This window comes from Epilithonimonas sp., from assembly GCF_056329745.1.
The window spans coordinates 20864-47150 of sequence record NZ_JBWEYV010000010.1 but is presented as its reverse complement, the minus strand read 5'-3'; the positions used below and the strand labels follow the sequence as shown (position 1 = coordinate 47150).

Annotated in this window: 28 protein-coding genes; 16 read left to right on the top strand and 12 right to left on the bottom strand. The window is 39.5% G+C overall.

The annotated features are described in order from the left end of the window. Positions 1 to 135 precede the first annotated feature (135 nt). Positions 136 to 513 (top strand): SMU1112c/YaeR family gloxylase I-like metalloprotein, encoded by a 378-nt coding sequence (gene gloA2 / locus AC00Y6_RS08840; protein WP_474490253.1) that lies wholly within the window; start codon positions 136 to 138, stop codon positions 511 to 513. Between the two features lie 69 nt (positions 514 to 582). Here gloA2 and AC00Y6_RS08835 read toward each other — a convergent pair whose 3' ends face one another. Beyond that, positions 583 to 969, bottom strand: a complete 387-nt coding sequence (locus AC00Y6_RS08835; RefSeq protein ID WP_474490252.1) for a DUF1634 domain-containing protein — start codon at positions 967 to 969, stop codon at positions 583 to 585. Further along, complete coding sequence (locus AC00Y6_RS08830; RefSeq protein ID WP_474490251.1) at positions 969 to 1799, bottom strand: sulfite exporter TauE/SafE family protein; 831 nt, start codon at positions 1797 to 1799, stop codon at positions 969 to 971. The genes AC00Y6_RS08835 and AC00Y6_RS08830 overlap by 1 nt, the downstream gene beginning before the upstream one ends. A gap of 262 nt (positions 1800 to 2061) precedes the next feature. On the opposite strand from AC00Y6_RS08830, the gene AC00Y6_RS08825 reads away from it, so the two are divergent. Both AC00Y6_RS08825 and AC00Y6_RS08820 read left to right on the top strand, forming a co-directional pair. Then, entirely contained in the window at positions 2062 to 2598 is a 537-nt protein-coding gene (locus AC00Y6_RS08825; RefSeq protein WP_474490250.1) for a DUF1543 domain-containing protein, read from the top strand. 39 nt (positions 2599 to 2637) lie between these two features. Further along, positions 2638 to 3750 carry a 5-(carboxyamino)imidazole ribonucleotide synthase gene (locus AC00Y6_RS08820; protein ID WP_474490249.1) on the top strand — a complete coding sequence of 371 codons (1113 nt, stop codon included), beginning with the start codon at positions 2638 to 2640 and terminating at the stop codon, positions 3748 to 3750. 38 nt (positions 3751 to 3788) lie between these two features. Here the strand turns inward: AC00Y6_RS08820 and AC00Y6_RS08815 are convergent, their stop codons facing one another. Continuing rightward, positions 3789 to 4289 (bottom strand): hypothetical protein, encoded by a 501-nt coding sequence (locus AC00Y6_RS08815; RefSeq protein ID WP_474490248.1) that lies wholly within the window; start codon positions 4287 to 4289, stop codon positions 3789 to 3791. Positions 4290 to 4508: 219 nt separating this feature from the next. On the opposite strand from AC00Y6_RS08815, the gene purE reads away from it, so the two are divergent. Beyond that, positions 4509 to 5012, top strand: coding sequence for a 5-(carboxyamino)imidazole ribonucleotide mutase (gene purE, locus AC00Y6_RS08810; RefSeq protein WP_474490247.1), 504 nt, complete (start codon positions 4509 to 4511; stop codon positions 5010 to 5012). 182 nt (positions 5013 to 5194) lie between these two features. Here the strand turns inward: purE and AC00Y6_RS08805 are convergent, their stop codons facing one another. From AC00Y6_RS08805 to dnaG, 6 genes are all read right to left on the bottom strand, one after another. After that, positions 5195 to 6040: a prephenate dehydrogenase gene (locus AC00Y6_RS08805; protein WP_474490246.1), complete on the bottom strand. Its 846-nt coding sequence runs from the start codon at positions 6038 to 6040 to the stop codon at positions 5195 to 5197. A gap of 186 nt (positions 6041 to 6226) precedes the next feature. After that, positions 6227 to 6595 (bottom strand): hypothetical protein, encoded by a 369-nt coding sequence (locus AC00Y6_RS08800; protein WP_474490318.1) that lies wholly within the window; start codon positions 6593 to 6595, stop codon positions 6227 to 6229. 12 nt (positions 6596 to 6607) lie between these two features. After that, positions 6608 to 7804 carry an alanine dehydrogenase gene (locus AC00Y6_RS08795; protein WP_474490245.1) on the bottom strand — a complete coding sequence of 399 codons (1197 nt, stop codon included), beginning with the start codon at positions 7802 to 7804 and terminating at the stop codon, positions 6608 to 6610. A 57-nt stretch (positions 7805 to 7861) separates the two neighbouring features. Next, positions 7862 to 8269, bottom strand: a complete 408-nt coding sequence (tsaE, locus tag AC00Y6_RS08790; protein WP_474490244.1) for a tRNA (adenosine(37)-N6)-threonylcarbamoyltransferase complex ATPase subunit type 1 TsaE — start codon at positions 8267 to 8269, stop codon at positions 7862 to 7864. A gap of 111 nt (positions 8270 to 8380) precedes the next feature. Further along, the gene (gene clpP, locus AC00Y6_RS08785; RefSeq protein ID WP_474490243.1) at positions 8381 to 9061 is read right to left on the bottom strand and encodes an ATP-dependent Clp endopeptidase proteolytic subunit ClpP; all 681 of its coding nucleotides are present in this window, start codon (positions 9059 to 9061) and stop codon (positions 8381 to 8383) included. Between the two features lie 79 nt (positions 9062 to 9140). Continuing rightward, on the bottom strand, positions 9141 to 11063 hold the full coding sequence (gene dnaG, locus AC00Y6_RS08780; protein WP_474490242.1) for a DNA primase: 1923 nt from the start codon (positions 11061 to 11063) through the stop codon (positions 9141 to 9143). Between the two features lie 126 nt (positions 11064 to 11189). Here dnaG and AC00Y6_RS08775 point away from each other — a divergent pair, with 126 nt between their 5' ends. The 6 genes from AC00Y6_RS08775 to AC00Y6_RS08750 all read left to right on the top strand — a co-directional run bounded on the left by AC00Y6_RS08775 (position 11190) and on the right by AC00Y6_RS08750 (position 15981). Further along, positions 11190 to 11882, top strand: coding sequence for a hypothetical protein (locus AC00Y6_RS08775; protein ID WP_474490241.1), 693 nt, complete (start codon positions 11190 to 11192; stop codon positions 11880 to 11882). A gap of 3 nt (positions 11883 to 11885) precedes the next feature. After that, on the top strand, positions 11886 to 12563 hold the full coding sequence (locus tag AC00Y6_RS08770; protein ID WP_474490240.1) for a hypothetical protein: 678 nt from the start codon (positions 11886 to 11888) through the stop codon (positions 12561 to 12563). Positions 12564 to 12565: 2 nt separating this feature from the next. Then, the gene (locus AC00Y6_RS08765) at positions 12566 to 13207 is read left to right on the top strand and encodes a hypothetical protein (RefSeq protein ID WP_474490239.1); all 642 of its coding nucleotides are present in this window, start codon (positions 12566 to 12568) and stop codon (positions 13205 to 13207) included. Between the two features lie 87 nt (positions 13208 to 13294). Next, positions 13295 to 13549: a hypothetical protein gene (locus AC00Y6_RS08760; RefSeq protein WP_474490238.1), complete on the top strand. Its 255-nt coding sequence runs from the start codon at positions 13295 to 13297 to the stop codon at positions 13547 to 13549. A gap of 136 nt (positions 13550 to 13685) precedes the next feature. Further along, positions 13686 to 15071 carry a dipeptidase gene (locus tag AC00Y6_RS08755; RefSeq protein WP_474490237.1) on the top strand — a complete coding sequence of 462 codons (1386 nt, stop codon included), beginning with the start codon at positions 13686 to 13688 and terminating at the stop codon, positions 15069 to 15071. Between the two features lie 481 nt (positions 15072 to 15552). After that, positions 15553 to 15981 (top strand): cold-shock protein, encoded by a 429-nt coding sequence (locus AC00Y6_RS08750; RefSeq protein WP_474490236.1) that lies wholly within the window; start codon positions 15553 to 15555, stop codon positions 15979 to 15981. 110 nt (positions 15982 to 16091) lie between these two features. Here AC00Y6_RS08750 and AC00Y6_RS08745 read toward each other — a convergent pair whose 3' ends face one another. After that, positions 16092 to 17339 carry an arsenic transporter gene (locus AC00Y6_RS08745; RefSeq protein WP_474490235.1) on the bottom strand — a complete coding sequence of 416 codons (1248 nt, stop codon included), beginning with the start codon at positions 17337 to 17339 and terminating at the stop codon, positions 16092 to 16094. A 204-nt stretch (positions 17340 to 17543) separates the two neighbouring features. Here AC00Y6_RS08745 and AC00Y6_RS08740 point away from each other — a divergent pair, with 204 nt between their 5' ends. The 4 genes from AC00Y6_RS08740 to AC00Y6_RS08725 all read left to right on the top strand — a co-directional run bounded on the left by AC00Y6_RS08740 (position 17544) and on the right by AC00Y6_RS08725 (position 22418). Continuing rightward, on the top strand, positions 17544 to 18443 hold the full coding sequence (locus AC00Y6_RS08740; protein WP_474490234.1) for a helix-turn-helix domain-containing protein: 900 nt from the start codon (positions 17544 to 17546) through the stop codon (positions 18441 to 18443). A 117-nt stretch (positions 18444 to 18560) separates the two neighbouring features. Then, the gene (locus AC00Y6_RS08735) at positions 18561 to 19562 is read left to right on the top strand and encodes an aldo/keto reductase (protein WP_474490233.1); all 1002 of its coding nucleotides are present in this window, start codon (positions 18561 to 18563) and stop codon (positions 19560 to 19562) included. Positions 19563 to 19761: 199 nt separating this feature from the next. Next, on the top strand, positions 19762 to 20958 hold the full coding sequence (locus AC00Y6_RS08730; RefSeq protein WP_474490232.1) for an MFS transporter: 1197 nt from the start codon (positions 19762 to 19764) through the stop codon (positions 20956 to 20958). Positions 20959 to 21137: 179 nt separating this feature from the next. Then, complete coding sequence (locus tag AC00Y6_RS08725; protein ID WP_474490231.1) at positions 21138 to 22418, top strand: MFS transporter; 1281 nt, start codon at positions 21138 to 21140, stop codon at positions 22416 to 22418. A gap of 63 nt (positions 22419 to 22481) precedes the next feature. Here the strand turns inward: AC00Y6_RS08725 and AC00Y6_RS08720 are convergent, their stop codons facing one another. Next, a complete protein-coding gene (locus AC00Y6_RS08720) occupies positions 22482 to 23111 on the bottom strand; it encodes a response regulator (RefSeq protein WP_474490230.1) in 630 nt (209 codons plus the stop codon). A 6-nt stretch (positions 23112 to 23117) separates the two neighbouring features. Next, the gene (locus AC00Y6_RS08715) at positions 23118 to 25028 is read right to left on the bottom strand and encodes a sensor histidine kinase (protein WP_474490229.1); all 1911 of its coding nucleotides are present in this window, start codon (positions 25026 to 25028) and stop codon (positions 23118 to 23120) included. Positions 25029 to 25208: 180 nt separating this feature from the next. Between AC00Y6_RS08715 and AC00Y6_RS08710 the strand changes: the two genes are divergently transcribed. Continuing rightward, positions 25209 to 25634, top strand: coding sequence for a lipocalin family protein (locus AC00Y6_RS08710; protein WP_474490228.1), 426 nt, complete (start codon positions 25209 to 25211; stop codon positions 25632 to 25634). Positions 25635 to 25673: 39 nt separating this feature from the next. Then, the gene (locus tag AC00Y6_RS08705; RefSeq protein WP_476589238.1) at positions 25674 to 26273 is read left to right on the top strand and encodes a porin family protein; all 600 of its coding nucleotides are present in this window, start codon (positions 25674 to 25676) and stop codon (positions 26271 to 26273) included. The last annotated feature ends 14 nt before the right edge of the window (positions 26274 to 26287 follow it).

The window sequence follows — 26287 nt, the reverse complement described above, 5'->3', positions numbered from 1 at the left end:
TTGCTGTAAATTTTGAATGAAATTTTTTTTTACAATTAACCCATAATATTTGTCATTGCGGAAGAATCTGAACCGTTTAAATTTCTCCGTTATGACAAATATTGTTTAATTATTAATAATAAGTCATTTAGTACAATGAAAATCCACCACATCGCTATCATCTGCTCCAATTACGAAGTTTCCAAAAAATTCTATACAGACGTTTTAGGTCTTAATATTGTTAGGGAAGTTTATCGTGAAGAGCGGCAATCTTATAAGTTGGATTTAGCCATTGGAAACCATTATGTGATCGAATTGTTTTCTTTCCCCAATCCACATGCCCGGCCTTCTAGACCGGAGAGTTGTGGACTTCGTCATCTCGCTTTTTCTGTTGATAATGTAGAAGAGAAAAGGGATGAGTTACTTTCAAAAGGATTGGATTGTGAAGAGATCAGAATTGATGAATGGACTAATAAAAAATTCTTTTTTACTTCAGATCCAGATGATTTGCCTCTGGAATTTTATGAAAATTGAGACTAATAGATAATAGACGGATAGATGATAGAATGGCTAATTACAATCAATTATCGATTATCATTTATACTAATGCGCATAGCCTGTCAAAAAACTCACAATCATAATGGTGAGTACGATGACAGAAACGGTCACATAGGTGTAATCTTTTTCTTTTAAATAACCAATTAAGGCAAATACAATCCTTACCAAAGGTGTCAAAATCAGCAACAAAATCCCAAGCTGGATAATGGCCATTCCTTCGCCTTTGCACAGTGTATCCCAGAAACTGCTCCATACTTTTTCCGAAGAGTTGCCGATTTCTAGCAAATTGTACTTTTTTGGCATTTTAAAGCCTTCTGTAAAAAGCTTTATAAAACCTACCAAGGATGTAATGACGGAAAGTATGACGCCTAATCTCAATAGATTGCCGACGGACCGGTTCAAGTCAATGTCTGTAAAAGGTTTTGTTCTCATTATTGGAAATTTTTTGAGATGCCGTTGTACATCATATAAATAGAAAGCAGTGTAATAACAATAGCGAAGAAAGCTTTCAACTTTTTAGTTTTGGAGACCATCAGTGTTTTGGAACCAATAAAGCTCCCCACAACAACACCAATCAATACAGGCGCAGCAATAACCGGGATAATCTGTCCTCTCTGGAAGTAAATTAGGGCACCGGCAACTGCAGTTACACCAATCATAAAATTACTGGTGGTGGTAGAAACTTTAAAAGGCAATTTCATCATATTATCCATCGCCAAAACTTTTAAAGCTCCCGAACCTATTCCCAATAATCCCGACATGGCACCAGCAAATACCATCATAAAAAAACCGGGGATACAGTTTCTTGCAGCATAGCTTTTTAGGCCATCTTTGTCTGGAAATGTGCCATAAAGTTTTAGTTTTTCTTCCAGGCTTCCTTTTATAATAGATTCCTGATGATCTGGTTTTCCCCTCAAATTGAGAATAACTGTAACAATAAGAATGCTGGCAAAGATGATCCCTATGGTATTAGGATTTAGAAAGCCAGATACCAATGCCCCAATAACAGCGCCCATTGTTGTGGCAATTTCAAGAAACATCCCAATTCTCATATTCGTAAAACCTTCTTTCACAAAGGCTACTGCCGCTCCAGATGATGTACCGATTACAGAAACCAGCGAAGCTCCAATAGCATAATGCATCGGCACGCCAAAACCTAATGTAAGCAGCGGGATAATAATGACGCCGCCGCCCAATCCTGTAAGAGATCCCATCAATCCGGCAGCGATGGCACCAAAAAATAAAATAATGATTTCTGACATGCAGCAAATATAAAAGTTTTGGGTAAGATTATACTTTGGAAAGTCCGTTTTTTTTGAAATAATCAATTCATACATAGTCTATTAACAAGGTATGAATTAGCGGTTTATGTATTGAAAATATAAAAATTGACGACCAATTTCAAGATATTTTTCGATGGCAATTTTCTTTCAGGTAACAGCTTTTTATACGGGGAAACTATTTAGTTCGTCACTGGTAAAACAATTAATTATTCATTATTTTTGCATCTCTATAATAGTGAGGATGAAGTTATTTTATGTTATTTTGGGTGCAACACCAGAAGGTCGCAATATTGAGCAACACGACGTTTTTTTCGGTATTGCCGAAGCGGTAGAAGATTTAATTCCCGAGATGAAGGCTTTCTGGAGTCATACCAAACTTCATATGGACTGTTATCAAGAGGTAATGTTTGCAGATGGTTATGAAGTCAAAATTGTTGATAAAACAGCTCATCTATCAGAGAATCAATTGTTTTTTATCAATCTGGGTGGTTATAAACCGGGATATTTTGAGGAATTTCATGAGCAGCATCTCATGGTGGGAAAATCGATGAGTAATGTCATTAAAAGAGTTAAAGAAACCGACTTTTATAAAACAATGGGTTTCGAGAACGCTGTAAGTCATATCGATGACAAACACGGTGTTGATATTGATGATATTTATAACATTAATGATCTGCTATCAAAAGAGACCAAACAAAAATATTCTATTGTTCTTGAAAAATCATTATCTGAGCATCAGGAAAACGTAATGAAAATTGGATATATGAAACTTAAATAAATTTCTTCTTCTTCTAATCTAAAAAGTAAATATCTACAAATGAAAATAGGAATTTTAGGCGGCGGACAGCTCGGCAGGATGTTCATACAGGATGCATTGAAGTATGACGATGAATATTTTGTTTTGGATCCCAATCCAGAATGTTCGTGCGCACATATTTCTCATTATACAAAGGGGGATTTTAACAACTACGATGATGTTTTGGAGTTTGGGAAAGACAAAGATGTGGTCACCATTGAAATAGAACACGTGAACGCCGATGCGCTGGAAGAACTTGAAAATAGAGGCGTAAGGGTGGTTCCCAATTCTAAAATCATCAAAATCATTCAGCAAAAAATCCTTCAGAAAAAATTCTATGAAGATAACGGAATGCCTTCTCCCGATTTTGAAATAATGGATGGCACCGATGATGAAATCAAAATCCAGTTGCCCTTTGTACAGAAATTGAACACAGGAGGTTATGATGGCAAAGGTGTGCAGGTGATTCGCTCTAATGAGGATTGGAAAAATCTTTGGACAGAGGAATCTGTATTGGAAGATCTGGTGGATATTGATAAAGAATTGTCCGTGATTGTCGCCAGGAATGGCAGCGGGGAAACCAAAACTTTTCCTGTGACAGAAATGGTGGCTGACCCTAAGCTCAATCTTCTCGATTTTAATATTTGCCCCGCCGATATTTCGGAAGAAACGCATCATCAAATTGAGAGAATTGCGAGACAGTTCATCAAAAGTGCCGATTCTGCAGGACTTTTTGCCATAGAGCTATTTCTTGATAAGGCTGGAAAAGTATGGGTTAACGAAACTGCACCAAGGCTTCATAACTCTGGGCACCAATCTCAGGAGGGCAATGCCAACTCCCAGTTTGAGCAGTTTTACAGAGTGGTTAAAAATTTACCGTTGGCAGATACGGATAATTTTGGTTTTTCGGGCATGCTGAATCTCGTTGGTGAAGAAAATTTTTCTGGAAAGGTAAAATATGAAGGTCTAGAAAAAGTTTTGAAATTGCCCAAAACGTATGTACACCTTTATGGCAAAACCGAAACAAAGCCAGGCAGAAAAATGGGGCATATCAATGTTCTGGCTGATTCCCGCGAAGAATTAATGGAAAAGTTAATCCATATCAAATCATTGGTTAAAGTAGTTTCCGAATAAAAAAAACGGTTGAATTATCAACCGTTTTTTTTAGAAAGTTATTTAGCTTTGGCCTTATCCAAAGCATTGTTGTAAGCTTTTTTAGCATCTTCAGTTGCTTTTTTTGTAGCATCTTTGGTATCCTGAGCAGCTTTGTCAACAGCTTCTTTTGTGTCTTTAGCAGCATTGCTCATATCTTGTTTTGCTTTTTCCGCAGTAGCATTTGCTTTCTCTGCAGCATGGTCAACATCTTGTTTTACATCTGTTGCCGTTTTATCAACTGCAGATTTTGTAGAAGCCCAAGCTGTCTTAGCATCTTCCAAGGCTTTTTTGGCAGTAGCTTCTGCGTCTTTATCGCCTTTTTTGATTGCCGCATCTAGGTCAGCTTGTGCTTTGTCTACTTTAGCTTTCGCTTCAACTTCTGTAAGAGGTGTAGTTTCTGTCGTTACCACTGCCACTGTATCATTGTTTTGGTCTGTAACAACGGTTTTTTCTTCTTTTTTACAAGATGTTGCGAATAATAATGTCGCTGCGGAAGCGAATACAATAAGTTTTTTCATTGTTAATGGTTTTAATGTTAGAAAAATTAATAACGTAAATATATTAAAATTTTAAATTTAATGACGCTTATCGGTTTTGCAAAAATGATTCCAATAATTAAAGATAAAGTCTAGTTTAGATTAGGATTGATATTTTAGAAACAATTAAGGTTATGGAGTCTGAAAAATTTTACATCTGACAACAAATTTTTATCTTTGGGAATCTAATTAAAAATAAAAATGATCGGAATAATCATGGGAAGCCAAAGCGATTTGCCAATTATGGAGCAGGCGGCAGATTTTTTAAAATCTTTGGAAATCCCTTATGAACTGACTGTTATCTCTGCACACAGAACGCCCGAACGTATGTTTGAATATGCCAAATCAGCGAAACAAAGAGGCTTAAAAGTAATTATTGCAGGAGCTGGTGGTGCAGCACATCTTCCAGGGATGGTGGCGAGTTGTACCACTTTGCCGGTAATTGGCGTGCCAATTTTGTCCAGCAATTCCATAGATGGCTGGGATTCCATTTTGTCTATTTTGCAGATGCCATCGGGAATTCCCGTTGCTACGGTGGCTCTTAATGGCGCAACAAATGCAGGGATTCTTGCCGCGAAAATCATTGGGACTTTTGACGAATCCGTATCTCAGAAATTAGAAATTTATCAAAACTCATTGAAGGATAAAGTTCTTGGTACAATTGGTGATATCAAAAAAAATCATCCTAATCAGTTTGATTTATAATTTTTGGGTAGCGGGTCTGCATTTTAATTCGCTTTGTAGCTCGCAGATTTTTTAAGAGTCTGTTCAATCAATTTTGAGCTCCCGTACTAATTAACTCTTTTGTAAAAAAAATGATTTTGTCATTGGTTTCAAAACATTTAAATCAAATTATAATGAAATGACAAAATCATTTTAAATATTAATTACTTATCCAAAATTCCCCTGATTTTATTGGCATTCCGGATTAGTTCTTCCAAATAATCAAAGTTTTCTTTTTCCAAAGCAGATTTAAATTTTCTTAATTGCGAAATATGTTCATTCAAAACATCCAGCACATTCTCTTTGTTTTGGCGGAAAATAGGAACCCACATTTCCGGATGAGATTTAGCCAAGCGAACCGTGCTGGAGAAACCCGAACTGGCCAACTGGAAAATACGATCCTCCTCGCGCTCTTTTTCCAGAACCGTGTTGGCAAGTGCGTAGGATGTGATGTGTGAAATATGCGAGATGTAAGCGGTGTGCACGTCATGGTCATCTGCATCCATATAAATAGGGTGCATCTCAAGGCTCTGGATCAGTTGTTCAACAGTTTCCAAAGCATCTTTGTCTGATTCTTCGCTATTGCAAATTACCGCGGCTTTTCCTGTAAAACTTTCATTGGTTGCTGCTGCAGGACCCGAGTTTTCGGTTCCCCACATAGGGTGGAAAGCTACAAAACGTTTCCTTTTTGGATGATTTTTTATTGCTTCCGTAATACCAGATTTGGTTGAGCCAACATCCATTACCACTTGGTTTTCATTAACCAGGTCCAGGACTTTGGGTAATATTTTCCTTGCCGCATCCACAGGAATTGCAATGATAATCAAATCAGATTTAGGAATCGCTATTGCTAGATCTGCCTTTTCATCAATAATCTGCCTTTCTAGTGCTTTTTGCAGGTTATTCTCGTTTTGATCAATTCCATAGACAAAATTTGTAAACTGATGTTGTTTCAATTTCAGAGCGATGGATCCGCCAATCAAGCCAGTTCCTATAATACTAATTTTCATAATTTATATAATCAAAAATATATCAAAGTTTTAAAAACAAAAAACCCCGCCGCAAGGACGAGGTTGTTCTATATATGCATACGAATCCTAATCCTTACAAAGGTTTTGAATTGCGTAATAATAATATGTTCTGTTTACTATTTTCACAAGACGAATTTAGAAATTAAAATTGGTAAATCAAAGACTTTAGTTAAGTTTCTTTAGATTAAAAAATTGAGCATTATCTTTACATTTGGAGTAAAAAATTTCAAATTTTGGATGGTCTTTCGGATAGAGTAGGAGATACTCCGGGCACGGCTGTTTCTGTGCGTTGCTTCGGTCAAAATCGATTTTTCCGTTGGTAACAATGTCGTCCTTCAGTGATTTTTCAGAGATTTTATTCACTTCCAATTCCTTTTTGAAATTATCAGTAAAAATAAAATCCTTGGTCAATGTTTCTGCAATTACCCTGTCATTTGGGAAGTAAGAGCAGCTTGTCCCTTTTTGGTTTAGTATAAAAAATACGATCAACAATCCCGGAACCAGCCCGATAAAATAGAATTTAAGTTTTTTCAGCATGATTTGATTTTAAAAAATCAGAAGGTTGATATCGTGGTAAGGTAGATCGAACTTGTTGCAAATCAACTGCTTGGTATGTCTTCCTTTGTACATATAAAGTGATTGTTTGATCTCGCTCTTATGGATTAGCATGTTTTCAAAACCGCCTTCTTCATCATAGCCTAAAAGGTAGCTTAGGAAAAAGTTGCTGATGGCTTTGGTAGTTGTCCTTGGCATTCTAGACGTTAGGTTAGGTAATCCGCAATGCAGCACACCATGTTTCAGGATATAAGGTTTTTCTGTACAGGTAAGTTCCGAGGTTTCAATCACTTTGCCATTATCAATGGTAATATCGATGATCACACTTCCTTTTTTCATTTTCATCACCATATCTTCGGTCACAATAGGCGGCAGGTTAAGTCTTGGTAAGGCACCTATTACCACATCGGCGCGGCGAAGGGCTTTGGTTAGTTCTTTTGGGTCTATGATAGACGTTGGCACGCGGCTGTCTACCAAGGTATGAAGCCTTCTCAGTTTGGATAAAGAGTTGTCAAAAATCTTTACGCTTGCCCCTAGTCCAATAGCGGCTTTGGTCGCAAATTCGCCCACAATTCCCGCACCTAAGATTACTACTTCTGTTGGACGAACACCTGTAATACCACCCAAAAGAAGGCCGTTGGACATAGCCAGGAGTTCTGAAGCATACATTACGGAAACGCAGCCAGCAATCTCACCAATTAATCTTACCAAAGAAAGTTGTTTGTACTCATCCAAGATGAATTCAAACGCAATAGCATTGACTTTTTTGGCAGCCAGCTGGGTGAAATATTCTTTGTCGCGCAGGTTAATTTGCAAGGCAGAAATGAGATAAGTGAGCGGTCTCAGATATTCGATTTCTTCTAATGTTGGCGGATTGATTTTCAAAACCAAGTCCTGAGAAAAAGCAACTTTGGGATCGTTGGTGATCTCGGCTCCCGCTTCGGAGTATAAAAGATCGGAATAATGAGAACCTTCTCCGGCACCACTTTCTACAATCACACGGTGCCCGTTGTTGACAAGGATTTGCACAGCATCCGGGATCAGGCATGTTCTTTTCTCGCTAAGACATGTCTCTTTTGGCACGCCAATGCTGAAGGTTTTACCTTTTTTTACAACTTCTAGTTTTTCTTCCTTGGGAATCAGTTCTTCTTCAGAAAAAGGTGTAAATATGGTCGATGTGCTGCTCATATAATGATGATGTTAAAAACAATTAAGGAACAAAGATAAAATTTTTTACAGTACCAGTTATTCAAAAGTGATTTCCCTTCCGGATTCTGTTGTATTAATGGACATCTGATGAAAACCATCAGTTTCCAGCTCATCCATATAAATTTCCGGCCATTCTATAATAGAAAGATAAGCATTGTCAAGATATTCTTCGATTCCAAAATCAAAAGCTTCGTCTTTATTTTTCAGGCGGTAAAGGTCAAAATGGTACACTTTACCTTTGGGCGTATCATATTCGTTAACAATAGAGTAGGTGGGCGATGAGATCTCATCATTGCTGCCCAGTTCTTTGAGAAGGAATTGCGTAAAAGTCGTTTTCCCTGCACCCAGGTTACCTTTAAGAAGCAGGATGTTATGCTGTAATTGCGGGACAATTTCTTTGACAACATCGTTCCATTGTGCAAGGTTTGTGATATTAAATTCCATCTCAATTTTTTTGCAAAAATAGGATAGTTTTTAACAAGATATAAAATAATCTGTACTTTCTGTAAAAACAAAAATCCGTTTTTGAATGACCAAAAACGGATTTTAATTGATTTATTTTGATTTTCTTTCCAGAACTTCATCTACCATGCCAAAATCTTTGGCTTCGGACGATGTCATCCAGTAATCTCTGTCAGAGGCTTTTTCTACCCACTCATAGGTTTGCCCGGAGTGGTGGGAAATAATGTCGTATAGTTCTTTTTTCAATTTCAGCATTTCTCTCAGGTTGATCTCCATATCAGAAGCTACACCTTGTGCGCCGCCGCTTGGCTGGTGGATCATCACTCTGGAATGCTTCAATGCAGAACGTTTTCCTTTTTCGCCTGCTACCAACAGCACAGCACCCATAGATGCGGCCATACCAGTACAAATGGTGGCAACATCAGGCTTGATAATCTGCATGGTGTCATAGATGCCCAATCCCGCATAAACGCTTCCGCCAGGCGAGTTGATGTAAATTTGAATATCTTTGGACGGATCAGAGCTTTCCAAAAACAAAAGCTGCGCTGTCACAATGTTGGCCACCTGGTCATCGATGCCAGTTCCTAGGAATATAATCCGGTCCATCATAAGTCGGGAGAAAACGTCCATCTGTGCTACGTTCATCCTTCTTTCCTCCATAATGTATGGCGTAAGATTGGTCGGGTTAAACATTCCCATATATTGATCTGTCGCCAGACCGCTATTTCCCATGTGTTTTACCGAGAAATCTCTAAATTCTTTGTTGATGTCCATATTAAGGTTTATTGTTTAAAAAATTAATTTCGGAATAGTCTTGGCAAAAAATATTCCTTTGCTAAAATAAGTCATTCTGTCATAATATGCGGAATAACTCATGGTCTAATTTGTTTTTAAGTTGTGTCAAAAGGATAATTTTCTGATAAATCTCGCTGTTATCATTGTCATTGTCCAGATTGCTCTTGAGGTCATTGATAAGTTTAAGGATATATTCACGCTTGTGGCGCAGTACAATATCGGATACTAATTTTGGAACTACCTCTTCCTCTTTGCTGAAGTAGATGTTGTACTTGCTCCAGTTGCTGGTCTGGTAATTGTCAATCAGTGCGTTGGCGAGCTTTCCTGTTACTTCCTCATCCATAAAGTTAAAGAAAAATCCGCCAGACCGCAGCTCGTTATGAAGAATGCCGTCTTTTATCTCCGAAATAATTTTTTTATTGATGTCCAGTTGGATTTCGCAATCGTCCTCTGCCAGATGATTCAGGATTTCTTCTATTACCGTAATTTTATACTCCTGTCCGTCAGCATCTTTTCTGTCCAGGACAAAGTCGCCGTACTTCAGCATCAGCTCTACCAGTTTTTCTTCCTGCACCCAGAGCGGATTTACCGAAAAAACAGCTTCGCGGACCACTTCCAGTTTGGGTTGGCTGGTTTTTTCTGTAGCCAGAGGTTTGGCATCTTTTGCGGTGATATTGGTCTGGATTTGCAGCTCATTAAACAAACTCTGCTCGCTTAAACCAAATTTGTTGGAGACTTCTTTAAGGTACACTTCGCGTTTCAGTGCGTTTTGCACAAATGCTACAGATTTTACAATATCCCGGATGGCATCTGCCTTTTTGATAGGATCTGTATCAGCTTCTTTCAGAAGGATTTCTGCCTTGAAATCAATAAAATCCTTAGCTTCTTTATCTATAAAGTTTTCAACAAATTCCTGCGGATGTTTCCTTGCGAAAGAATCTGGGTCGTCACCGTCCGGGAAAAGGAGAACACGGATATTCATCCCTTCGGACAGCAGCATGTCTATGCTTCGGAAACTGGCTTTGATACCGGCATTATCGCCATCGAAAAGGATGGTAACATTTTCTGTCAAACGTTTGATAAGTTTGATCTGCTCGGTGGTGAGTGATGTGCCGGAGCTTGCCACCACATTCTCTATCCCCGACTGATGCAGGGAAACCACATCCATATAACCTTCTACCAGCAGGCAAAGGTTTTTTCTGGAAATTGCCTGTTTGCCTTGGTTGAGGCCATACAGGACATTGGATTTGTGATAGATTTCCGTTTCAGGGGAATTGAGATATTTGGCTGTTTTGACATTATTTTTAAGGATCCTGGCGCCAAATCCCAAAACCCGCCCGGAGAAACTGTGAATCGGGAAAATTACCCTGTCACGGAAACGATCTATGCCGGAAGGTGTATTTTCTGGAAAGATTGATAAACCTGATTTTTCTAGGATCTCTTTACTGTAAGCCTTTTCCAGTGCAAACTCGGTGAAGGCATTTTTCTTTTCAGGAGAATATCCAAGCTGGAATTTTTTGATGATGTCATCCCGCAGTTCGCGCTCCTTAAAATATGAAAAACCGATCATTTTTCCTTCTTCGGATTCCCAAAGTTGTTCCTGGAAGTAGTCATTGGCCACTTCGTGGATTTTATAGAGGAGATCGCGTTCGGTTTGTGATTGTTTTTCTTCTTCAGAATATTCGCGGATATTTTCCTCGATTTCGATGCCGTACTTTTTTGCAGCATGGCGAAGGGCTTCGGGATAGGTAAAGTTTTCAATCTCCATCAAAAAAGAAATCGCCGTTCCGCCTTTTCCGGTGGAGAAATCTTTCCAAATCTGCTTGCTTGGGGAAACTACGAAACTCGGTGTTTTTTCCTCGTGGAAAGGGCTGAGTCCTTTGAAATTGGATCCAGCTCTTTTCAGTTGGACATACTCACCAATAATCTCTTCTACCCGGATGGTGGAAAATATCTTATCTATCGTTTCTTTGGTAATCACGATGTAAAATTAACAATAACTTTTTTAACAATACTTGTCAAGACTTATTAATGTTAATATTCATATAATTATAGTTATTACGGTTTTCAAATAAATGGCAGTATATTTGCAAGCTATTTTTCCCAAATGATGAATAATATAAACATGAGGTTGTTACTGGCCTCATTGGCGTTTTTTTCATTTCACGAAATCAACGCTCAGGTAGGAATTAACACACAGACACCTACCAGAAAACTGGATGTTAACGGTAATGCCAGGATTGAGGCACTTACAAACAAATCGGATAACGCTTCTTATGACAGGATCCTGGTAACGGATAATGACGGGAATGTAGATTATACGACCAAAGAAAGTCTTCTGCCATCCAGCAACCCTAATAACTCCGATAAGGAAAGCTACAGCCAGATCTACAACAGGCCAAACTCCTATGGTGACCCTGCTAAAACTTTGAAATGCGGAAAATTTTATTTCTCATTTTCTAATGTTTATGATTCTCATATTGGTTTCAGGCTGATAGATAATCCGGGAACAACAATCAACATCTATATGACTATGGAGCAGAATTGGGATGGTAGCGGATATCAGCTTTATCAGGGGAAAAGCAGTTCCGATGCTGCAACGGTTCCTTTTGTTTTTAACAGTTCTAACTGGAATGTGATTCAGGAATTTGCAAATTCCCGTGTTGCTGATTATGAGCAAAACGTTATGCACTTTCAATACCCCGGAGATAACGATTTTTATAGATTAATCATTTACAAAGTTTTACAAAAAACGGGTACTGATAATTATGATTTTGCAGCTGTTTGCGAAAAATTTTAGACTATGAAAAAGCTACTATACATTAATATATTAATCTCAGGATTATTTTATGCCCAAAATGTGGGTATTGGAACAGATTCACCAACCAGAAAACTGGATGTCAACGGTGATTTAAGGATTAGAAGTGCTGCTTCTGTAACAGGTGATAAAAATTATAACAGGATTATAACCGCTAACAAAGATACCGGTGATATAGACTACATTACAGTTTCTTCTATCCCACAAGATGAAAAAAATAATGTGGAAGTAAAGAGAATTATCTATCTTGCCACGGCACCTGTGACTGCTAATGAATGCAATTGTGGGGATATGACTTTTCGTTTGAATAATAACGGCACGCCGGAGTTTAAACTCAATTCCACCACTATTTTTTTGACCAATAGTAATATCACCACCTTTGATTTGGGATATGGGATCAAACGCTGGACAAATGCTACCTATAATTATAGTAACAGGTCTGTCAACTTTACTACTGATAATTATTCTACTTATCATACACTGGATAATGTAGCAATACCAACCGTTTTTACTGCGGCCGGTAATACGGTAAGGATTTATACCATTGTACCCCCAAACCAGAATAATCTTTATAAGGTAACTGTTTCCCGAACCAATAATAATAACACCAGTACATTTGCTTACGGCGTTGTTTGCGAAAGATTTTATATGCAAAGTTTATAATGATGAAAAATTTTATATTGTTGGCGATTTTATCTTCGCTTTTTTCTAATGCTCAAGTCGGGATTAATACTACGACACCTACAAGGATGCTGGATCATAATGGAGATCTAAGAGTCCGTACCCTTACTGATAAGACTTCTGATACCAGTTACAATAACGTTATCGTAGCAGATGGTAATGGTAATCTGGACAAATGGGACAAAGATGATATGAAGGCAAAAGTTCAGGAAGTTATTTTGGAAAATAAAAAACTGACTTATGTTTCCAATTCCCCAGATATCAACAACACAATGGATTGTGGCAGGTTCAGTTTTAGGTATGATACTACGGTTCATCCACAGATAAAACTGGTGTCCGGCAATTCGCTGAGTGTCTATTACACCGTTATCCATAAGGTCAATTCCTCAGGATCAACATTTTCTTCTCCCAATACACTGGCTTCTGGAAAATCTGTGACTATTGGCAAAGGTAACAATGTGGATACCAATGGATGGCAAACGCTTGATAGTACCTTTGAGAACAATGTTTTGGACGAAATTTATATAACCTATCCGGGTGATAATAATCTCTACAGGCTTACTTTTCTGGCAAGGAATAGCAGCGCAACCCAATTTTACTATACCATGATTTGTGAAAAATTCTAGTATCTAGGCTTATTAAAAGATATTTGTTAAAAATTATTTTGCAGAAAATCCAAAGTTCACTACTTTTGACACATCAAAAAAATTAAAATGAAAAAGACCGTTATATTATTAGCTTCTGTGGTTTTGTTGGTTTCTTGTGAACTGCCTCAGGGTGGAAATAAGAGAGTGTTGAAACAAACAGATGATGTAGTAGCATATAATGATCCTGGTGCACCAAAAGGGACATACAAACCTGCTTCCGATTCTGCAAAAACAGTCCAGCCAGTATCTGTGGATTCTACAAAAGTTTCTGCTGATTCTAAAAAGCCGGTGTCTGCTGTAGCAACACCAGCTGAGCATTAATCAAGAATTTTATCATATTTTTATCATAAAAAGTGTCTTGCAATTGCAGGGCATTTTCTATTTTTACCGATCAACTTTTTCTCAAAATTAGCAGAAAAGTTTAACATCATTTATCAACCATCATTTATTATTAAAAATGAGTACTACACAAAGTTACATTCAAGAGAACAAGCAACGTTTTCTTGATGAATTATTTGATATTCTTAGAATTGCGTCCATCAGTGCAGATCCCGCTTACAAACAAGAAGTGCTAAACTGTGCCGATGCGGTAGCCAAACACCTGAAAGCTGCTGGAGCAGACAATGTGGAAATTTGCAAAACCAAAGGCAACCCTATTGTTTTTGGCGAAAAATTGATTGACCAAGACCTACCAACAGTCTTGGTTTACGGCCATTATGACGTGCAGCCGGCAGATCCGTTGGAGTTGTGGACAAGTGATCCGTTCGAGCCTGTTATCAAAAAAACTGAACTTCACCCAGATGGGGCTATTTTCGCAAGAGGTTCTGCCGATGACAAAGGACAGTTTTTTATGCACGTGAAGGCTTTTGAAGCGATGATGAAAACCAATTCCCTGCCTTGTAATGTCAAATTTATCATCGAAGGAGAGGAAGAAGTTGGTTCTGCAAGCCTTGCGGATTTTCTGGAAGAAAACAAAGAAAAGCTGAGTTGCGATGTAATCCTGATTTCAGACACGCATATCTATTCTAATGAACAGCCGACAGTAACTACAGGTTTGCGTGGCTTGAGCTATGTTGAGGTAGAAGTGGAAGGGCCAAACCGAGATCTGCATTCCGGCTTATACGGTGGTGCTGTTCCAAACCCAATTAATGTTTTGTCAAAAATGATTGGCGAACTGATTGATGACAAAGGCCATATCACTATTGACGGTTTTTACAAGAATGTTTTGGTAGTTTCAGATGAAGACCGAAAAGAGATGAACAAACTGAAAGATGATCCCGAAGCTTACAAAAAGTCAATCGGACTCAATGATATTCAGGGAGAGGAAGGTTATACAACCTTGGAGAGAGCATCCATTCGCCCAACGCTAGATGTCAATGGTATCTGGGGTGGTTATACAGGAGAAGGTGCAAAAACAGTAATAGCTTCTAAAGCATTTGCAAAAATTTCGATGCGTTTGGTACCCAATCAGACTCCGGAAGAGATCACGGAAAAATTCACAAAATATTTTGAAAAAATCGCCCCAAAAAGTGTCAAAGTAAAAGTAACGCCTCATCACGGCGGTATGCCTTACGTTTTGGAAAGCAATACCAAAGAATTTTTGGCAGCTAAAAAAGCGATGGAAAAAGCTTTTGGTAAAGAAGTTTTACCTTACCGAAGTGGCGGAAGTATCCCTATTACGTCTTTGTTTGAAAAAGTGCTTGATGCAAAATCTGTATTGATGGGCTTTGGTTTGGATACCGATGCTATCCATTCCCCAAACGAGCATTACGGATTGTATAACTATTATAAAGGAATAGAAAGTATCCCTTATTTTTTTGAGTTCTACGCTCAAGAAAATTAATAAAATCAAAATTTAGCCCTTTCCAAGTATTGAACTCCGAAAGGGCTTTTTTTTAGTCCTTTTAATTTTGTTTAAACAATCTTTCAAGAGGCGTTCTGTCAAAGAGTGGCTTTTTCTTTTTAACGGGAATAGTTATAATATAACCATGTCAAATATTTATCGTATCTTTGCAAAGTAATTAAAGAGCGAACCTTTGGCTTAGTTTGTTCCACAGCTTAGAATATTCACTTTTCTTTTATTCTTTTTCTTTTCAGTTGCCTCTTTTGCTCATTATTAAGCGGAGATGGTGAACAAAAATCTATAAGCGTAATTATCTGGCGATTTTTTTAAGTTCCAAAGGATTTTAGGAGTTTGTTTTGGTACTCATTTTTGTGATAATGATGCAGAGACTAATTACCGTAAGCGAGTCGATTTTTTACGTCGACATTTATTTAATTTACCGAACTTAAGATTATTAATTAAAATATCATACTCATTATTTATGGCAGATTCTTTCTCAAAAAAGGAAAACTTCAAGAAAAAACTTCAAAAACAAAAAGAAAAAGCGCAACGCCGGGAGGAGCGTAAAAGCAGTAATAACAAAGGAAAGGATCTAGAGGATCTCTATTCCTATGTTGATGAATTTGGCAGAATTACAAACACGCCACCGGAAAAAAGGGAAGAGGTTAATGTGGAAGATATCCGATTGGGAGCAGCACCTATAGAGCCAGAAGAAACTGTTAAAACAGGCTTTGTAACATTTGTAAGTGAGAAAGGTTATGGCTTTATAACAGAGAACGATAGCAAGGAAAATGTTTTTTACCATGCTAACAATTGCCCAGAAGTTCTCAAAAAAGGCAATAAAGTTTCTTTTGAGAAAGAAAAATCAGTAAAAGGTTTTTCTGCAATCAATATTCAGGTTATTAAGTAGTTCTTATTTAATAAAAAAGATAAAAGATTCTCAATGAGAATCTTTTTTTTGTTTTTAATTTTAAGGAAAATGCTAAAAAGTAGCGAAAGTGAAGTAGGAATGTATAGATATTACAGTACCCACAACACCGCAATACTCAGCAGCAGCGCGGGCAACATGACAATCCATCCTATTTTTAGGAATTGCCATGCTGAGATTTCGATGCCTTCTTTTCGTAAGATTACAATCCATAAAATTGTAGCCAGTGAGCCGGTGATGGAGAGGTTGGGCCCCAAATCGATGCCGATGAGCATGGCGCGTTTGATGATCTCGGGAACGCCGGCTTGCACTACATCGGATACAGCAAGTGCAGCAGGAAGGTTGTTCATTACATTGCTCAAAAGCCCGATGCCTACGCCACTCAACCAGGTTGTTTGTGTTTCAGATTGAGCTAAACCCTGTTCCAGTGCATGGTGCATAAACTGAAGAAGGCCGGTTTTCATCAGCCCTTCCACAATAATAAAAAGTCCTGCAATCATTGGCAATACGCCCCAAGAAATGTGTTGGAGTAATTTGAGTTCGGTTGTTCCTTTTTTCAGGATAATAATGAGCAGAAGTGCAATGCTGCTCATTGCAGTGGGCAAACCTAAGTCATACCCCAGCGCAGAACATACCAGCAATACTACCGCTGCAAAACCAATTCCGATAAAGGAGATTTTCGCATCGGTCGATAATGGAGGGATGGCAATATTTCGCTCAATGGGCAAATTAATATTTCGACGCTGATTGAAGTAGAGGCAAATAAAGGTAACCACTACCGCCACTACCGATGGCAAAGTAAACTGCCGTAGCCAGGATTCCAATGGAGGCAAATCTTTTCCATACACCACAATATTGGCAGGGTTGGAGATGGGTAAAACAAACGAGGCCGCATTGGCTACAAAAGCACAAATAAACAGAAACGGCAATGGATTTTTAATTTTAGCAGCCCTTACCGCAACAATCACCGCCGGCGTCAGGACCACAATGGTGGCATCATTTGATAAAAAAATAGTCGTCAGCACTCCAACGAGATAGATGCCGATAAACAGCCGGAATCCCGATCCGTTAGAATACGAAACAGCGATGGCAGCAAGCCAGTCGAAAAGTTTTTCGCGTCTTGCAATCTCCGAAATCAACATCATGCCGCCAATAAACAAATAGGCGTCCATCCCTTTCATCACGCCGGCAACTGCATCCGTCGGTGTCACCAATTGGAGGAGCAGCAACAGAAAACTGCCGCCTAAAGTCCAGTAAAACTCAGCCAATTTAAAAGGCCGTATGATGATCAGTGCGATGGAGGTGAGCGCAATAATCCAGATAAGGAGATTCTCCAGCATGGTAAAAAACGTAAAATTGATTTGTTTCCGGATTTTTTGATGATCATCCGAGCGTGCAAAATTATCAATTTTAATAGCTTGTCGACGAATTTTTTTTTCGATATGATGAGGCTAAAGATATGATCTTCTCCTATTCTACAATAGAGTAGTGGTTAAATAAGATAAAAATGGGATGGTATTGTTTGAATTTTATAGCTTTGCATCATGAATGCATCAGAAAATATTCAGCAGTTTTATCAAAGAATCGCTCATCAAACCGAGGAGGAAGTTACCGCGCTGAAGCCGCATATCAACATCTTTAATCGTGCTTCCTGCAAAGGTGCGGCACCTTATTCAAGGCGGGATTATTATAAAGTTACGCTGGTAAGGGGAAAGGGGCTGCTGGAATATGCCGACAAAGCTTTTGAGGTAGATCGGCCGGCTGTCTTGTTTTCAACACCGAAAGTACCGTACCGCTGGGTTCCGGCAGCAGGCGAGCAATTGGGGTGGTTTTGCATTTTTAATGAACCCTTTGCAAATGAGCAAAACGAATTGGTTACCAAACTGCCGATGTTTCAAGTTGGGACGGATAAATTGTTTTATCCGGATCGCGAAACAGAAAATGAAATTGCATTCTTCTTCGAAAAAATGATGACCGAAAATGCCGCCAATTACCAACACAAGCAGGATGTGCTCCGTAATTATCTCCATCTTATTATTCATCAGGTGCTCAAGATGCAGCCGGCGCATCATCTCCAGTACCATCACAATGCTTCAGAAAGAATCACCGCGTTGTTTCTGGAACTGCTGGAGCGTCAGTTTCCCATTGATGCCAATTTCAATGTCTTGGAACTTAGGTCGGCCAAGGATTTTGCAGCACAGCTTTCGGTGCATACCAATCATCTGAATCGTGCAGTGAAAGAAGTGACGGGCGAAACTACCAGTCATCATATCAGCAAAAGAATCATCTCCGAAGCCAATGATATGTTGCGGCATACCAACTGGCAAATTGCCGAGATTGCCTTTGCATTGGGCTTTGAGGAACCGGCTTATTTCAATACTTTTTATAAGAAAAATACAGGTTTTACCCCTAAGGAAATCCGAAATGTAAAAGTGGTGCTATAATTTTGATTGTTTGAAATTTATAATTTTTGGTTTGAATTTTTCAATTATAAACCAACACACCTCTTTAATTTTGTGGTATTCAATCACGTACAAATTAAACATTTAAAATTGACTAAAATGAACTACAGAACATTAGGAAAAACAGACGAAAAACTATCAGAAATAGGATTGGGCTGCATGGGAATGAGCTTTGCTTATGGAGCAACCGATGAAAAAGAAAATATCAGCGTACTGCACAAAGCACTGGATTTGGGCATTAATTTTTGGGACACTGCAGATATGTATGCCAACGGCGAAAACGAGAAATTAATCTCTAAAGTGCTGGTGCCCAATCGGGATCGGGTTTTTATTGCAACAAAATTTGGTTTTCGGTATAGAGATGGCATCGCTGCACCGAGTGGAGCCAACGGAACCTACTTTGACGGCTCGCCAAAATGGATGAAAGAAGCTGTGGAAAATAGTTTGAAAAGACTGAAAATTGAGGTTATCGATTTGTATTATGCCCACCGTGTTGATCCTAACATTCCTGTGGAAGAAACGGTAGGTGCCATGGCAGAATTGGTGAAAGAAGGCAAAATCCGTTACCTCGGTTTGTCCGAAGCATCACCGGAATCGCTACGAAAAGCCCATGCAATTCATCCCATTGCTGCTTTGCAATCTGAGTATTCGTTGGTGACCAGAGATGTGGAAAAAGAAATCCTTGCTACCGTGCGAGAATTAGGAATTACATTGGTGCCGTATTCTCCGCTGGCCAGAGGATTGTTTCAGAATATCAACCATGCAGATGAATTAACCCATGATGATTTCCGTTCGACTTTGCCTCGCTATCAGAAAGAATACCGCGAAAATAACCAAAATCTTGCAAAAGCACTTAACGAAATGGCGGCTGAGAAAAATATTACCGGCAGCCAACTCGCATTGGCGTGGGTACTGGCGCAAGGTGAAGATATCATTCCGATTCCGGGAACCAAACGTATCCAATATTTGGAACAAAATGTTGCCGCCACAGAAGTGGAATTAACCGAGGCCGAACTTAAACAAATCGATGAGATTTTAAATCAATATCCAAATGTTGGTCCGCGGTATTCCGAAGGTGCGATGAAGCTGGTGAATAATTAATTTTATTTTTATGAATTAAGTACAACGATGAAGTTGAAAAGAGCCAAATAGGATTTTGGATAAAGAGTATTACCAATTTTGTCCACGTAAAAAAAATATCATTTCGCAGATGATTCAATCATTATTTCTGCGGAATGATATTATTTTATTTATTTTCATTTCAAGAATAGTAAACACATTATATATTAAAAAAGACTGAATGTTTCAAAAAAGAATAGCTGCTAAAAATAAATTTATTGCCACCATCCTTGCCTTTGCCGTCATCCCGATTTCAGGACTGGCAACGGATATTTACCTCCCTTCGATGCCAGAGATGGCCACTCATTTGGGCTTGTCGGAAACCAGGATACAGTTAACGCTATCTCTGTTTTTGATCAGTTATGGTATTTCTCAGTTTTTTGTGGGTGCCATTGCCGATGCGTTTGGGCGATACTGGCTTTCGCTGGTCTCCTTATTTTTATTTGTGATTTCCTTTTACTGGACGGCGCATACCGGCAATATTTATGTAATTTATTTTAACAGGATCATTCAGGGCGTTCTGGCGGGTTGTGCCGTGGTTTCGAAAAGAGCATTTTTTGTGGATGTTTACGAGGGCGACGAACGCAAGCATTACTTAAGCATCATGACCATCGTTTGGTCGCTGGCACCCATTATTGCGCCCTTTATCGGTGGTTACTTGCAGGCACATTTTGGTTGGGAATCCAATTTTTTGGTGCTCGCCATCTACGCTGCAGCACTGCTGATTCTGGAACTGGTGTTTTCTGGTGAAACGCTGAAAGAAAGAAAAAAATTCCAAAGCGAAACGTTGATTCACGAATTTAAGGTAATGCTGGCCACCAAAGACTTTTTCTACGGCATGTTGATGTGCGGAATCAGTTACGCCATGGTCATGTTTTACAATTTGTCGGGGCCCTTTATTATAGAACATCAGATGAAGTTTTCGGCGGTGGTTACAGGTTATGCATCGTTGATCATGGGATTGGCGTGGATGTGTGGTGGTTTTTTGGGTCGGGCTATGATTAAGACCGCATTTTTACCCAAAATCAGGAATGCCAATTTTATTCAACTGCTGCTGATTGCGCTGATGTTCGGCACATCGTATTGGATTTCCGATCTGTACACCTTGGTTGTTTTTGCTTTTCTTATTCATTTAACGGCCGGTTTTATTTTCAATAACTATTTCTCGTACTGCCTTGGGCGTTTTCCAAAATCGGCAGGCATCGCGGGGGGACTTACAGGAGGCGTTGCGTTTGTGCTCACTTCGGCGCTCAGTTATGCGGTGGTGGCGGTTTTACATCCGTTTTCCCAGTCGGTTTTAAGTATTGGATATTTCATTATGGCAATGTTGGGATTGATGGTTTTGATGCTGGTGAAGTTTAAAAAAGCCCATTCCTGAATCCTTTTTAAGAAGAAAATCCATCAATGTGGAATTAATACGGAATAAGATAAGATTGAGGCCGTTTTTCCGCTCACGCATACGTCATTTCAATGCCCTTTTTTGTCATTTCGGTCATGAAGAAAATCGGGTAAACGTCTGAAAACCCTATTTTTGCCCTCCAAAATGATTGAAAAATAATGTACAACAAAGCCTATTTTTTTAGCGAATTCAAACCGCAACCGGAAGAAAACCAACGCTGGAAACTGCGCTATTGGATGATCTTTTTAGGACAAGCACTTTCCTTAATCGGATCTTCGCTTACCCAATTTGTGCTGATGTGGTGGATTACCGATACCACAGGAAGTTTGCAAAAACTCACCATGGCAGGAATGGCGGCTCTCATTCCGCAGGCTATTTTAAGTCCGATTGGAGGCGTGATTGCCGACCGCTACAACCGCCGTTTTGTGATGATGACTGCCGATATCATCAGCGCTTTGTGCATGATTATCCTTATTTATCTTTTTTCAACGGGGCAAATTCAGCTGTGGCATATTTACGTAATGTTGGGCATTCGGGGCGCCATGCAGGCTTTTCAGGAACCAGCCGCAGAAGCCAGCGTTGCCATGTTGGTTCCAAAATCTTTTATTCCGAGAGCGGCAGGACTCAACCAGATTGTGCATGGGATTACCTTAATGGCAAGCGCGCCGCTGGGAGCACTCGCCATCAGCATAATGCCGCTGAATAAGACGTTGATGATCGATGTGGTGACTGCAATGATAGGGATTGTTCCGTTAATTATTTTCACTATTCCACAGAAATTATTACCCAGCGAGAAAAACGCACTCGCAAATATGGTAACCGACGTGAAACAAGGACTTTCCGTAATCATCAACCACAAAGGGCTTAATCGTCTGTTCTTGCTGTTGACCGCAGTGGTATTGATCATTATGCCGACGTTTACATTTGTACCATTACTGATCAAAGAACATTTTGCTGGCGGCGTAAAAGAGGTGGGTATTATGGAAGGATTGGCAGGTGCCGGGATGATTGCGGGCGGAATTTTGGTGACCTTAATCGCTCCAAAACGGCAAGTCGTTTGGATTCTCAGTGGTTTGGGAATCTCGTGTTTGAGTTTGGGATTAACGGCCTTGGTGCCTTCCAATGCTTTCTATTTCGGCGTTTTTTGGTGGCTGATCAGCTCTCTTTCTTTTAGTTTTGCGAATGCGCCGATGACCGCACTTTTGCAAACCATTATTCCGAATGAACTGCAGGGTAGGGTTTTATCTTTGTTGAATATGATGATGGGCGTTGCCGCACCAGTTGGGTTATTGCTGGCGAATCCGTTGGGTGAACTTCTTGGGATCCGCTGGTTGTTTGTGGTGATTGGTTTTGTTGGGTGTGCCGTCAGTTTTTTCGGTTTCCTCTCTCCGCCCTTGCGAAAATTGGGTGCTGCAGATGAGAAAATAGATCCGGAATGACGACTGATTGAAAAACCGATTCAACTTGTTGAAAGGATTTCGAATTTAGATTTTCTCTCAAAATTAAATAATCCCCAGTTCTTTGGCTTTCTGCAGCAAATTGACGGTTTTATTCACCGAAAATTTGGACATTAGATTTTTACGATGGGTGTCCACCGTTTGTTGGGTAACGAATAATTTTTCAGCGATTTGAACCGACGAAAGTCCTTCCACCAACAGCAGCAAAACTTCTTTTTCCCGCTTGGTAACCGGTGGTATTTCCTCCATCACATCGCGCGCCAGCGATGCCAATACGCTTTGCGCTTCGGTGCCGAAGTAAATCCCGCCATCATATACTTTTTCGATCGCGGCCTCAATCTCATTAACGGAGGCACTTTTCACCAAGTAGCCGGACGCACTGTTGGCGAGCATCCGCATGATGAAACTCCGTTCGTTATTATTGCTGAATCCAATCACTTTGGTGTCGGGAAAGTGTTTTTTTACCGTTCCACAAAGTTCGATGCCGCTGGTGTCAGGCAAATTGATGTCCAACAGCACGATATCTATGGGATTTTCTTCGAGAATCGCCATGAGTTCTGTACCCGAACCGCAGGTTGCCACGACCGTCAGGTTATTCCGCTGGTTTAAAAATGCTTCCAGACCTTGGGTGATCACGGGATGATCGTCGCAAATTACTAATCTTATCATATTCATTTTAAATTAGACGTTGGCTTCAATACTCACCACCGTTCCCTTGCTGGGAGTCGATTGTATATCCAGCTTGCCATTCAGTGCAAAAACTCTTTTCTCGATATTGTTTAGGCCGAGGTTTCGTGCCACAAGCGGAACCGAAAATCCTTTGCCGTTGTCTTCGATATCAATCATCAGCAATTGGTTTTCGATGGTGCACTGCACCAGAATTTTTGTCGCTCCCGAATGTTTTACCGCGTTGCTTACCGTCTCCTGAATCAGGTGAAAAATATTAACCTGCTGCTTCAAATCCGTGCATTGGTCCAGATTTTTGGTGTAACAGGAAATGTTGCATTCCGCGGTGTTCAGCAGTTGGCAAAAGTCTTTGATGGCATCTTCAAGGCCAAATTTTTTCAGCGTTTCGGGGGTAAGATTGCGGGCGGTATTTCGCAGTTCTGCTAGGCAGATTTCCAGTTGCCGCGACATTTGTTTCAGCTCCGGGCTGTGGTTGTGTTGCGCCAGATTTTCCAAGGCGATTTTTATTCCAGTGATTCTGCCACCAATCCCATCATGCAAATCTTTGGCGATGCGGTCGCGCTCTTGTGCTTCACCTTCGTACAGGGCTTTTTCAATTTCATTTTTGCGCTGAAGTTCTACCGCTGCCAATGCGCTTTCGTTTTTCTGCTTCCGTTGTTTTAAAGCGTACAAAAAGAAAATCACGCTTACAGCAAACAACACCGCGCTGATGCCGATGATAATGCTTTTCTGCCGGTTTTTATAATCCAGATGGGCCAGTGATTTTTGTTGATCTTTCGATTTGTACTGAGATTCAAGATTCAAAATTTCTAGTTTCTCATTGTCCTGTTGTACCGAATCGTTCAGTGCGATATATTGCTCTTTGTATTGCAATGCCGACTCAAAATTCCCCATCAGTTTTTCCACTTCGGAAAGTTGTTTCAGAAACATCAACCGGTTTTTCTTGTTACCCGAATATTTTTTTTCTGCCAGTAACTCAAGCAAAATATTTCGTGCTTCTGGATATTTTTTTTCTTCTTTCAGGAGGCGGAAAAGTTCAAAATTCAGCGTAATGTAATCATAATCCAAATTCATTTCTTTAGAAAAAGCAATCCCTTTCCTGATATTTTGATAGGCCTGTTTTTTATCGCCAATGGCGTTGTAATATTTGCTTTTTTGGATGAACGCAATCGAGTTGTACTGCGATTCGGGAATGTCTTTCAGGTAAAAGTCGGCTTTATTGAGGGCCTGTTTCAGGGGTTCCAGTTGCTGCAATTCGAGATAGGTATTGGCGAGATTGAGATAAGCCCAAGAAGCAGCTTCGTTGTTGTTTTTTTCATTCTGAAGAATTTCAATCGCCTGTTGATAGTAGGCAATGGATTTTTGAAATTCTTTCATATTATAAAATACCAGTCCCATATCCACATAGTAGCCGGAAAGCAGCAATTTGTTCTCTGATTTTTGGGCAAATGGAATGCACTTTTTCAGCGTAATCTCCATAAATTCCTGGCTGCTGCCTTTCAACTGTTCCAGGGTGGCAAAGTTGTGCCATAATTTTGCTCGAAATTCATACGCTTCCTTGGTCTCAAAATGTTGAAGGATCGCGTCGGATTTCCGGTAAAGTTCCTGCGCTTTTTCGATGTTTTGGTCAAAATAAATTCCGCCTTTGTAAAAAAGGGAAAGTCCTTTAAGGTATTCATCCTGCTTGATAAAACGTTGTGCTTCGTCCAGATGCCGAAATGCTTTCGCCGTATCCCGATACGACCAATAATCCGACAATTCCATTTGCAAAAGCGCTTTCTGTTTTTCGGATTTAGCCGCGGCAAACTGCTCTTCCAACGCTTTCGCTTTAGAATCTTTTGGGGAAACCTGAGCCAAAGCGTTGTAAAAAACAAAAACCAGAAAAACGAGGACCACTCTCTTCACGACAACATTTTAATGATGTTATAAAATTAGGATAAAAAGTGAAAACGTTGCCGATAGATTGCGGATTTTACAAAAAATCCCTAAAAATAGGGAGAATAATTTCCATATTTTATTGGATTGTTTGCTGTTGATGATCCTTCTACTTTTGTTGGTGAAGTTGAAACCCTTAAAAATCGAATTATGAAAACAACACCAAAGACCCCATTTTTGACTTTGATCTTACTTTCGTTTTTGTTTCTTTTTTCATGCAGAAGCAGTACCGACGAGCCCGAAAATACAGATCCTTTAATTGGAAACTGGAAGTTGAAGGTAGTCACCGCCAATGGCCAATCGCAGGACGTAAGCAATGTTGATTGCTGGAAGGATACAACGTTAAATGTGGACAAAAGCACGGCGAAATTCCATCTTAGTTTTTCAAGTGGAAATGGCGGTGGTTGTCAGGTTTCGGATGAGCAATATCAGTGGTCAAACACCGGCGGAACCTATTATTACACCGAAAATGGGCAGCAGAAAAATCTCCCCGTGAAGTTGCTGGATAATAATCAAACGCTGCAATTAACATTGGCCGCAAATGATGGGACTGTCATTTTTTCATTCCGTAAATAATTGCTTATGAAAAAACTAATCTCAATCACTATGATGCTGATGGTTTCCTTTTGTTTTGCACAGAAAAAACAAGCTCAGAAACCTGCGCATAAAGCAAAATCCAAGTTGGAATTCGGTTTCAAAGCCGGTGGTAATTATTCGAGAATAACGGGTGATGATGAAACCAGATATTTTTCAAGTAAAATAGGATATCATGCAGGTCTGTTGGTTAAATATGACATGCACAATAACTTGAGTATGCAGGCAGAGTTGCTTTGGAACGTCCTAGGGACAAATTCGAAAGAAAAGCAAGATGAAAATATAAAAGGAAAGATTAAGATGGACTACATTTCACTTCCTATACTGGTGCAGTATGAATTGATACCGCGTTTATATCTAGAAACAGGTCCCGAATTCAGCTACAACATTTCTTCAAAATTCATCTTTGAAGACGGCCGTGTAACCGATTGGCAAGAATACACCAAAAGCATGAACTTCGCTTGGGGACTCGGAGCCGGTTATTATATCACCTCCAATATAACTGTCAATCTGCGCATGAATTTAGGGATAGCGACCCCATTTTCTAGTACTGAAAATCGTTATGCAAAATCTTTTCGACATCAGAATCTACAGTTCGGCCTTCTTTACCTTATTCGATAAACTCATTTGTGATA

What these genes read in the sequence shown, in the direction of transcription:
- gloA2 (WP_474490253.1), top strand. Translation starts at nt 136, where the DNA reads ATGAAAATCCACCACATCGCTATCATCTGCTCCAATTACGAAGTTTCC.
- AC00Y6_RS08835 (WP_474490252.1), bottom strand. Translation starts at nt 969, where the DNA reads ATGAGAACAAAACCTTTTACAGACATTGACTTGAACCGGTCCGTCGGC.
- AC00Y6_RS08830 (WP_474490251.1), bottom strand. Translation starts at nt 1,799, where the DNA reads ATGTCAGAAATCATTATTTTATTTTTTGGTGCCATCGCTGCCGGATTG.
- AC00Y6_RS08825 (WP_474490250.1), top strand. Translation starts at nt 2,062, where the DNA reads ATGAAGTTATTTTATGTTATTTTGGGTGCAACACCAGAAGGTCGCAAT.
- AC00Y6_RS08820 (WP_474490249.1), top strand. Translation starts at nt 2,638, where the DNA reads ATGAAAATAGGAATTTTAGGCGGCGGACAGCTCGGCAGGATGTTCATA.
- AC00Y6_RS08815 (WP_474490248.1), bottom strand. Translation starts at nt 4,289, where the DNA reads ATGAAAAAACTTATTGTATTCGCTTCCGCAGCGACATTATTATTCGCA.
- purE (WP_474490247.1), top strand. Translation starts at nt 4,509, where the DNA reads ATGATCGGAATAATCATGGGAAGCCAAAGCGATTTGCCAATTATGGAG.
- AC00Y6_RS08805 (WP_474490246.1), bottom strand. Translation starts at nt 6,040, where the DNA reads ATGAAAATTAGTATTATAGGAACTGGCTTGATTGGCGGATCCATCGCT.
- AC00Y6_RS08795 (WP_474490245.1), bottom strand. Translation starts at nt 7,804, where the DNA reads ATGAGCAGCACATCGACCATATTTACACCTTTTTCTGAAGAAGAACTG.
- tsaE (WP_474490244.1), bottom strand. Translation starts at nt 8,269, where the DNA reads ATGGAATTTAATATCACAAACCTTGCACAATGGAACGATGTTGTCAAA.
- clpP (WP_474490243.1), bottom strand. Translation starts at nt 9,061, where the DNA reads ATGGACATCAACAAAGAATTTAGAGATTTCTCGGTAAAACACATGGGA.
- AC00Y6_RS08775 (WP_474490241.1), top strand. Translation starts at nt 11,190, where the DNA reads ATGATGAATAATATAAACATGAGGTTGTTACTGGCCTCATTGGCGTTT.
- AC00Y6_RS08770 (WP_474490240.1), top strand. Translation starts at nt 11,886, where the DNA reads ATGAAAAAGCTACTATACATTAATATATTAATCTCAGGATTATTTTAT.
- AC00Y6_RS08765 (WP_474490239.1), top strand. Translation starts at nt 12,566, where the DNA reads ATGAAAAATTTTATATTGTTGGCGATTTTATCTTCGCTTTTTTCTAAT.
- AC00Y6_RS08760 (WP_474490238.1), top strand. Translation starts at nt 13,295, where the DNA reads ATGAAAAAGACCGTTATATTATTAGCTTCTGTGGTTTTGTTGGTTTCT.
- AC00Y6_RS08755 (WP_474490237.1), top strand. Translation starts at nt 13,686, where the DNA reads ATGAGTACTACACAAAGTTACATTCAAGAGAACAAGCAACGTTTTCTT.
- AC00Y6_RS08750 (WP_474490236.1), top strand. Translation starts at nt 15,553, where the DNA reads ATGGCAGATTCTTTCTCAAAAAAGGAAAACTTCAAGAAAAAACTTCAA.
- AC00Y6_RS08745 (WP_474490235.1), bottom strand. Translation starts at nt 17,339, where the DNA reads ATGCTGGAGAATCTCCTTATCTGGATTATTGCGCTCACCTCCATCGCA.
- AC00Y6_RS08740 (WP_474490234.1), top strand. Translation starts at nt 17,544, where the DNA reads ATGAATGCATCAGAAAATATTCAGCAGTTTTATCAAAGAATCGCTCAT.
- AC00Y6_RS08735 (WP_474490233.1), top strand. Translation starts at nt 18,561, where the DNA reads ATGAACTACAGAACATTAGGAAAAACAGACGAAAAACTATCAGAAATA.
- AC00Y6_RS08730 (WP_474490232.1), top strand. Translation starts at nt 19,762, where the DNA reads ATGTTTCAAAAAAGAATAGCTGCTAAAAATAAATTTATTGCCACCATC.
- AC00Y6_RS08725 (WP_474490231.1), top strand. Translation starts at nt 21,138, where the DNA reads ATGTACAACAAAGCCTATTTTTTTAGCGAATTCAAACCGCAACCGGAA.
- AC00Y6_RS08720 (WP_474490230.1), bottom strand. Translation starts at nt 23,111, where the DNA reads ATGAATATGATAAGATTAGTAATTTGCGACGATCATCCCGTGATCACC.
- AC00Y6_RS08710 (WP_474490228.1), top strand. Translation starts at nt 25,209, where the DNA reads ATGAAAACAACACCAAAGACCCCATTTTTGACTTTGATCTTACTTTCG.
- AC00Y6_RS08705 (WP_476589238.1), top strand. Translation starts at nt 25,674, where the DNA reads ATGGTTTCCTTTTGTTTTGCACAGAAAAAACAAGCTCAGAAACCTGCG.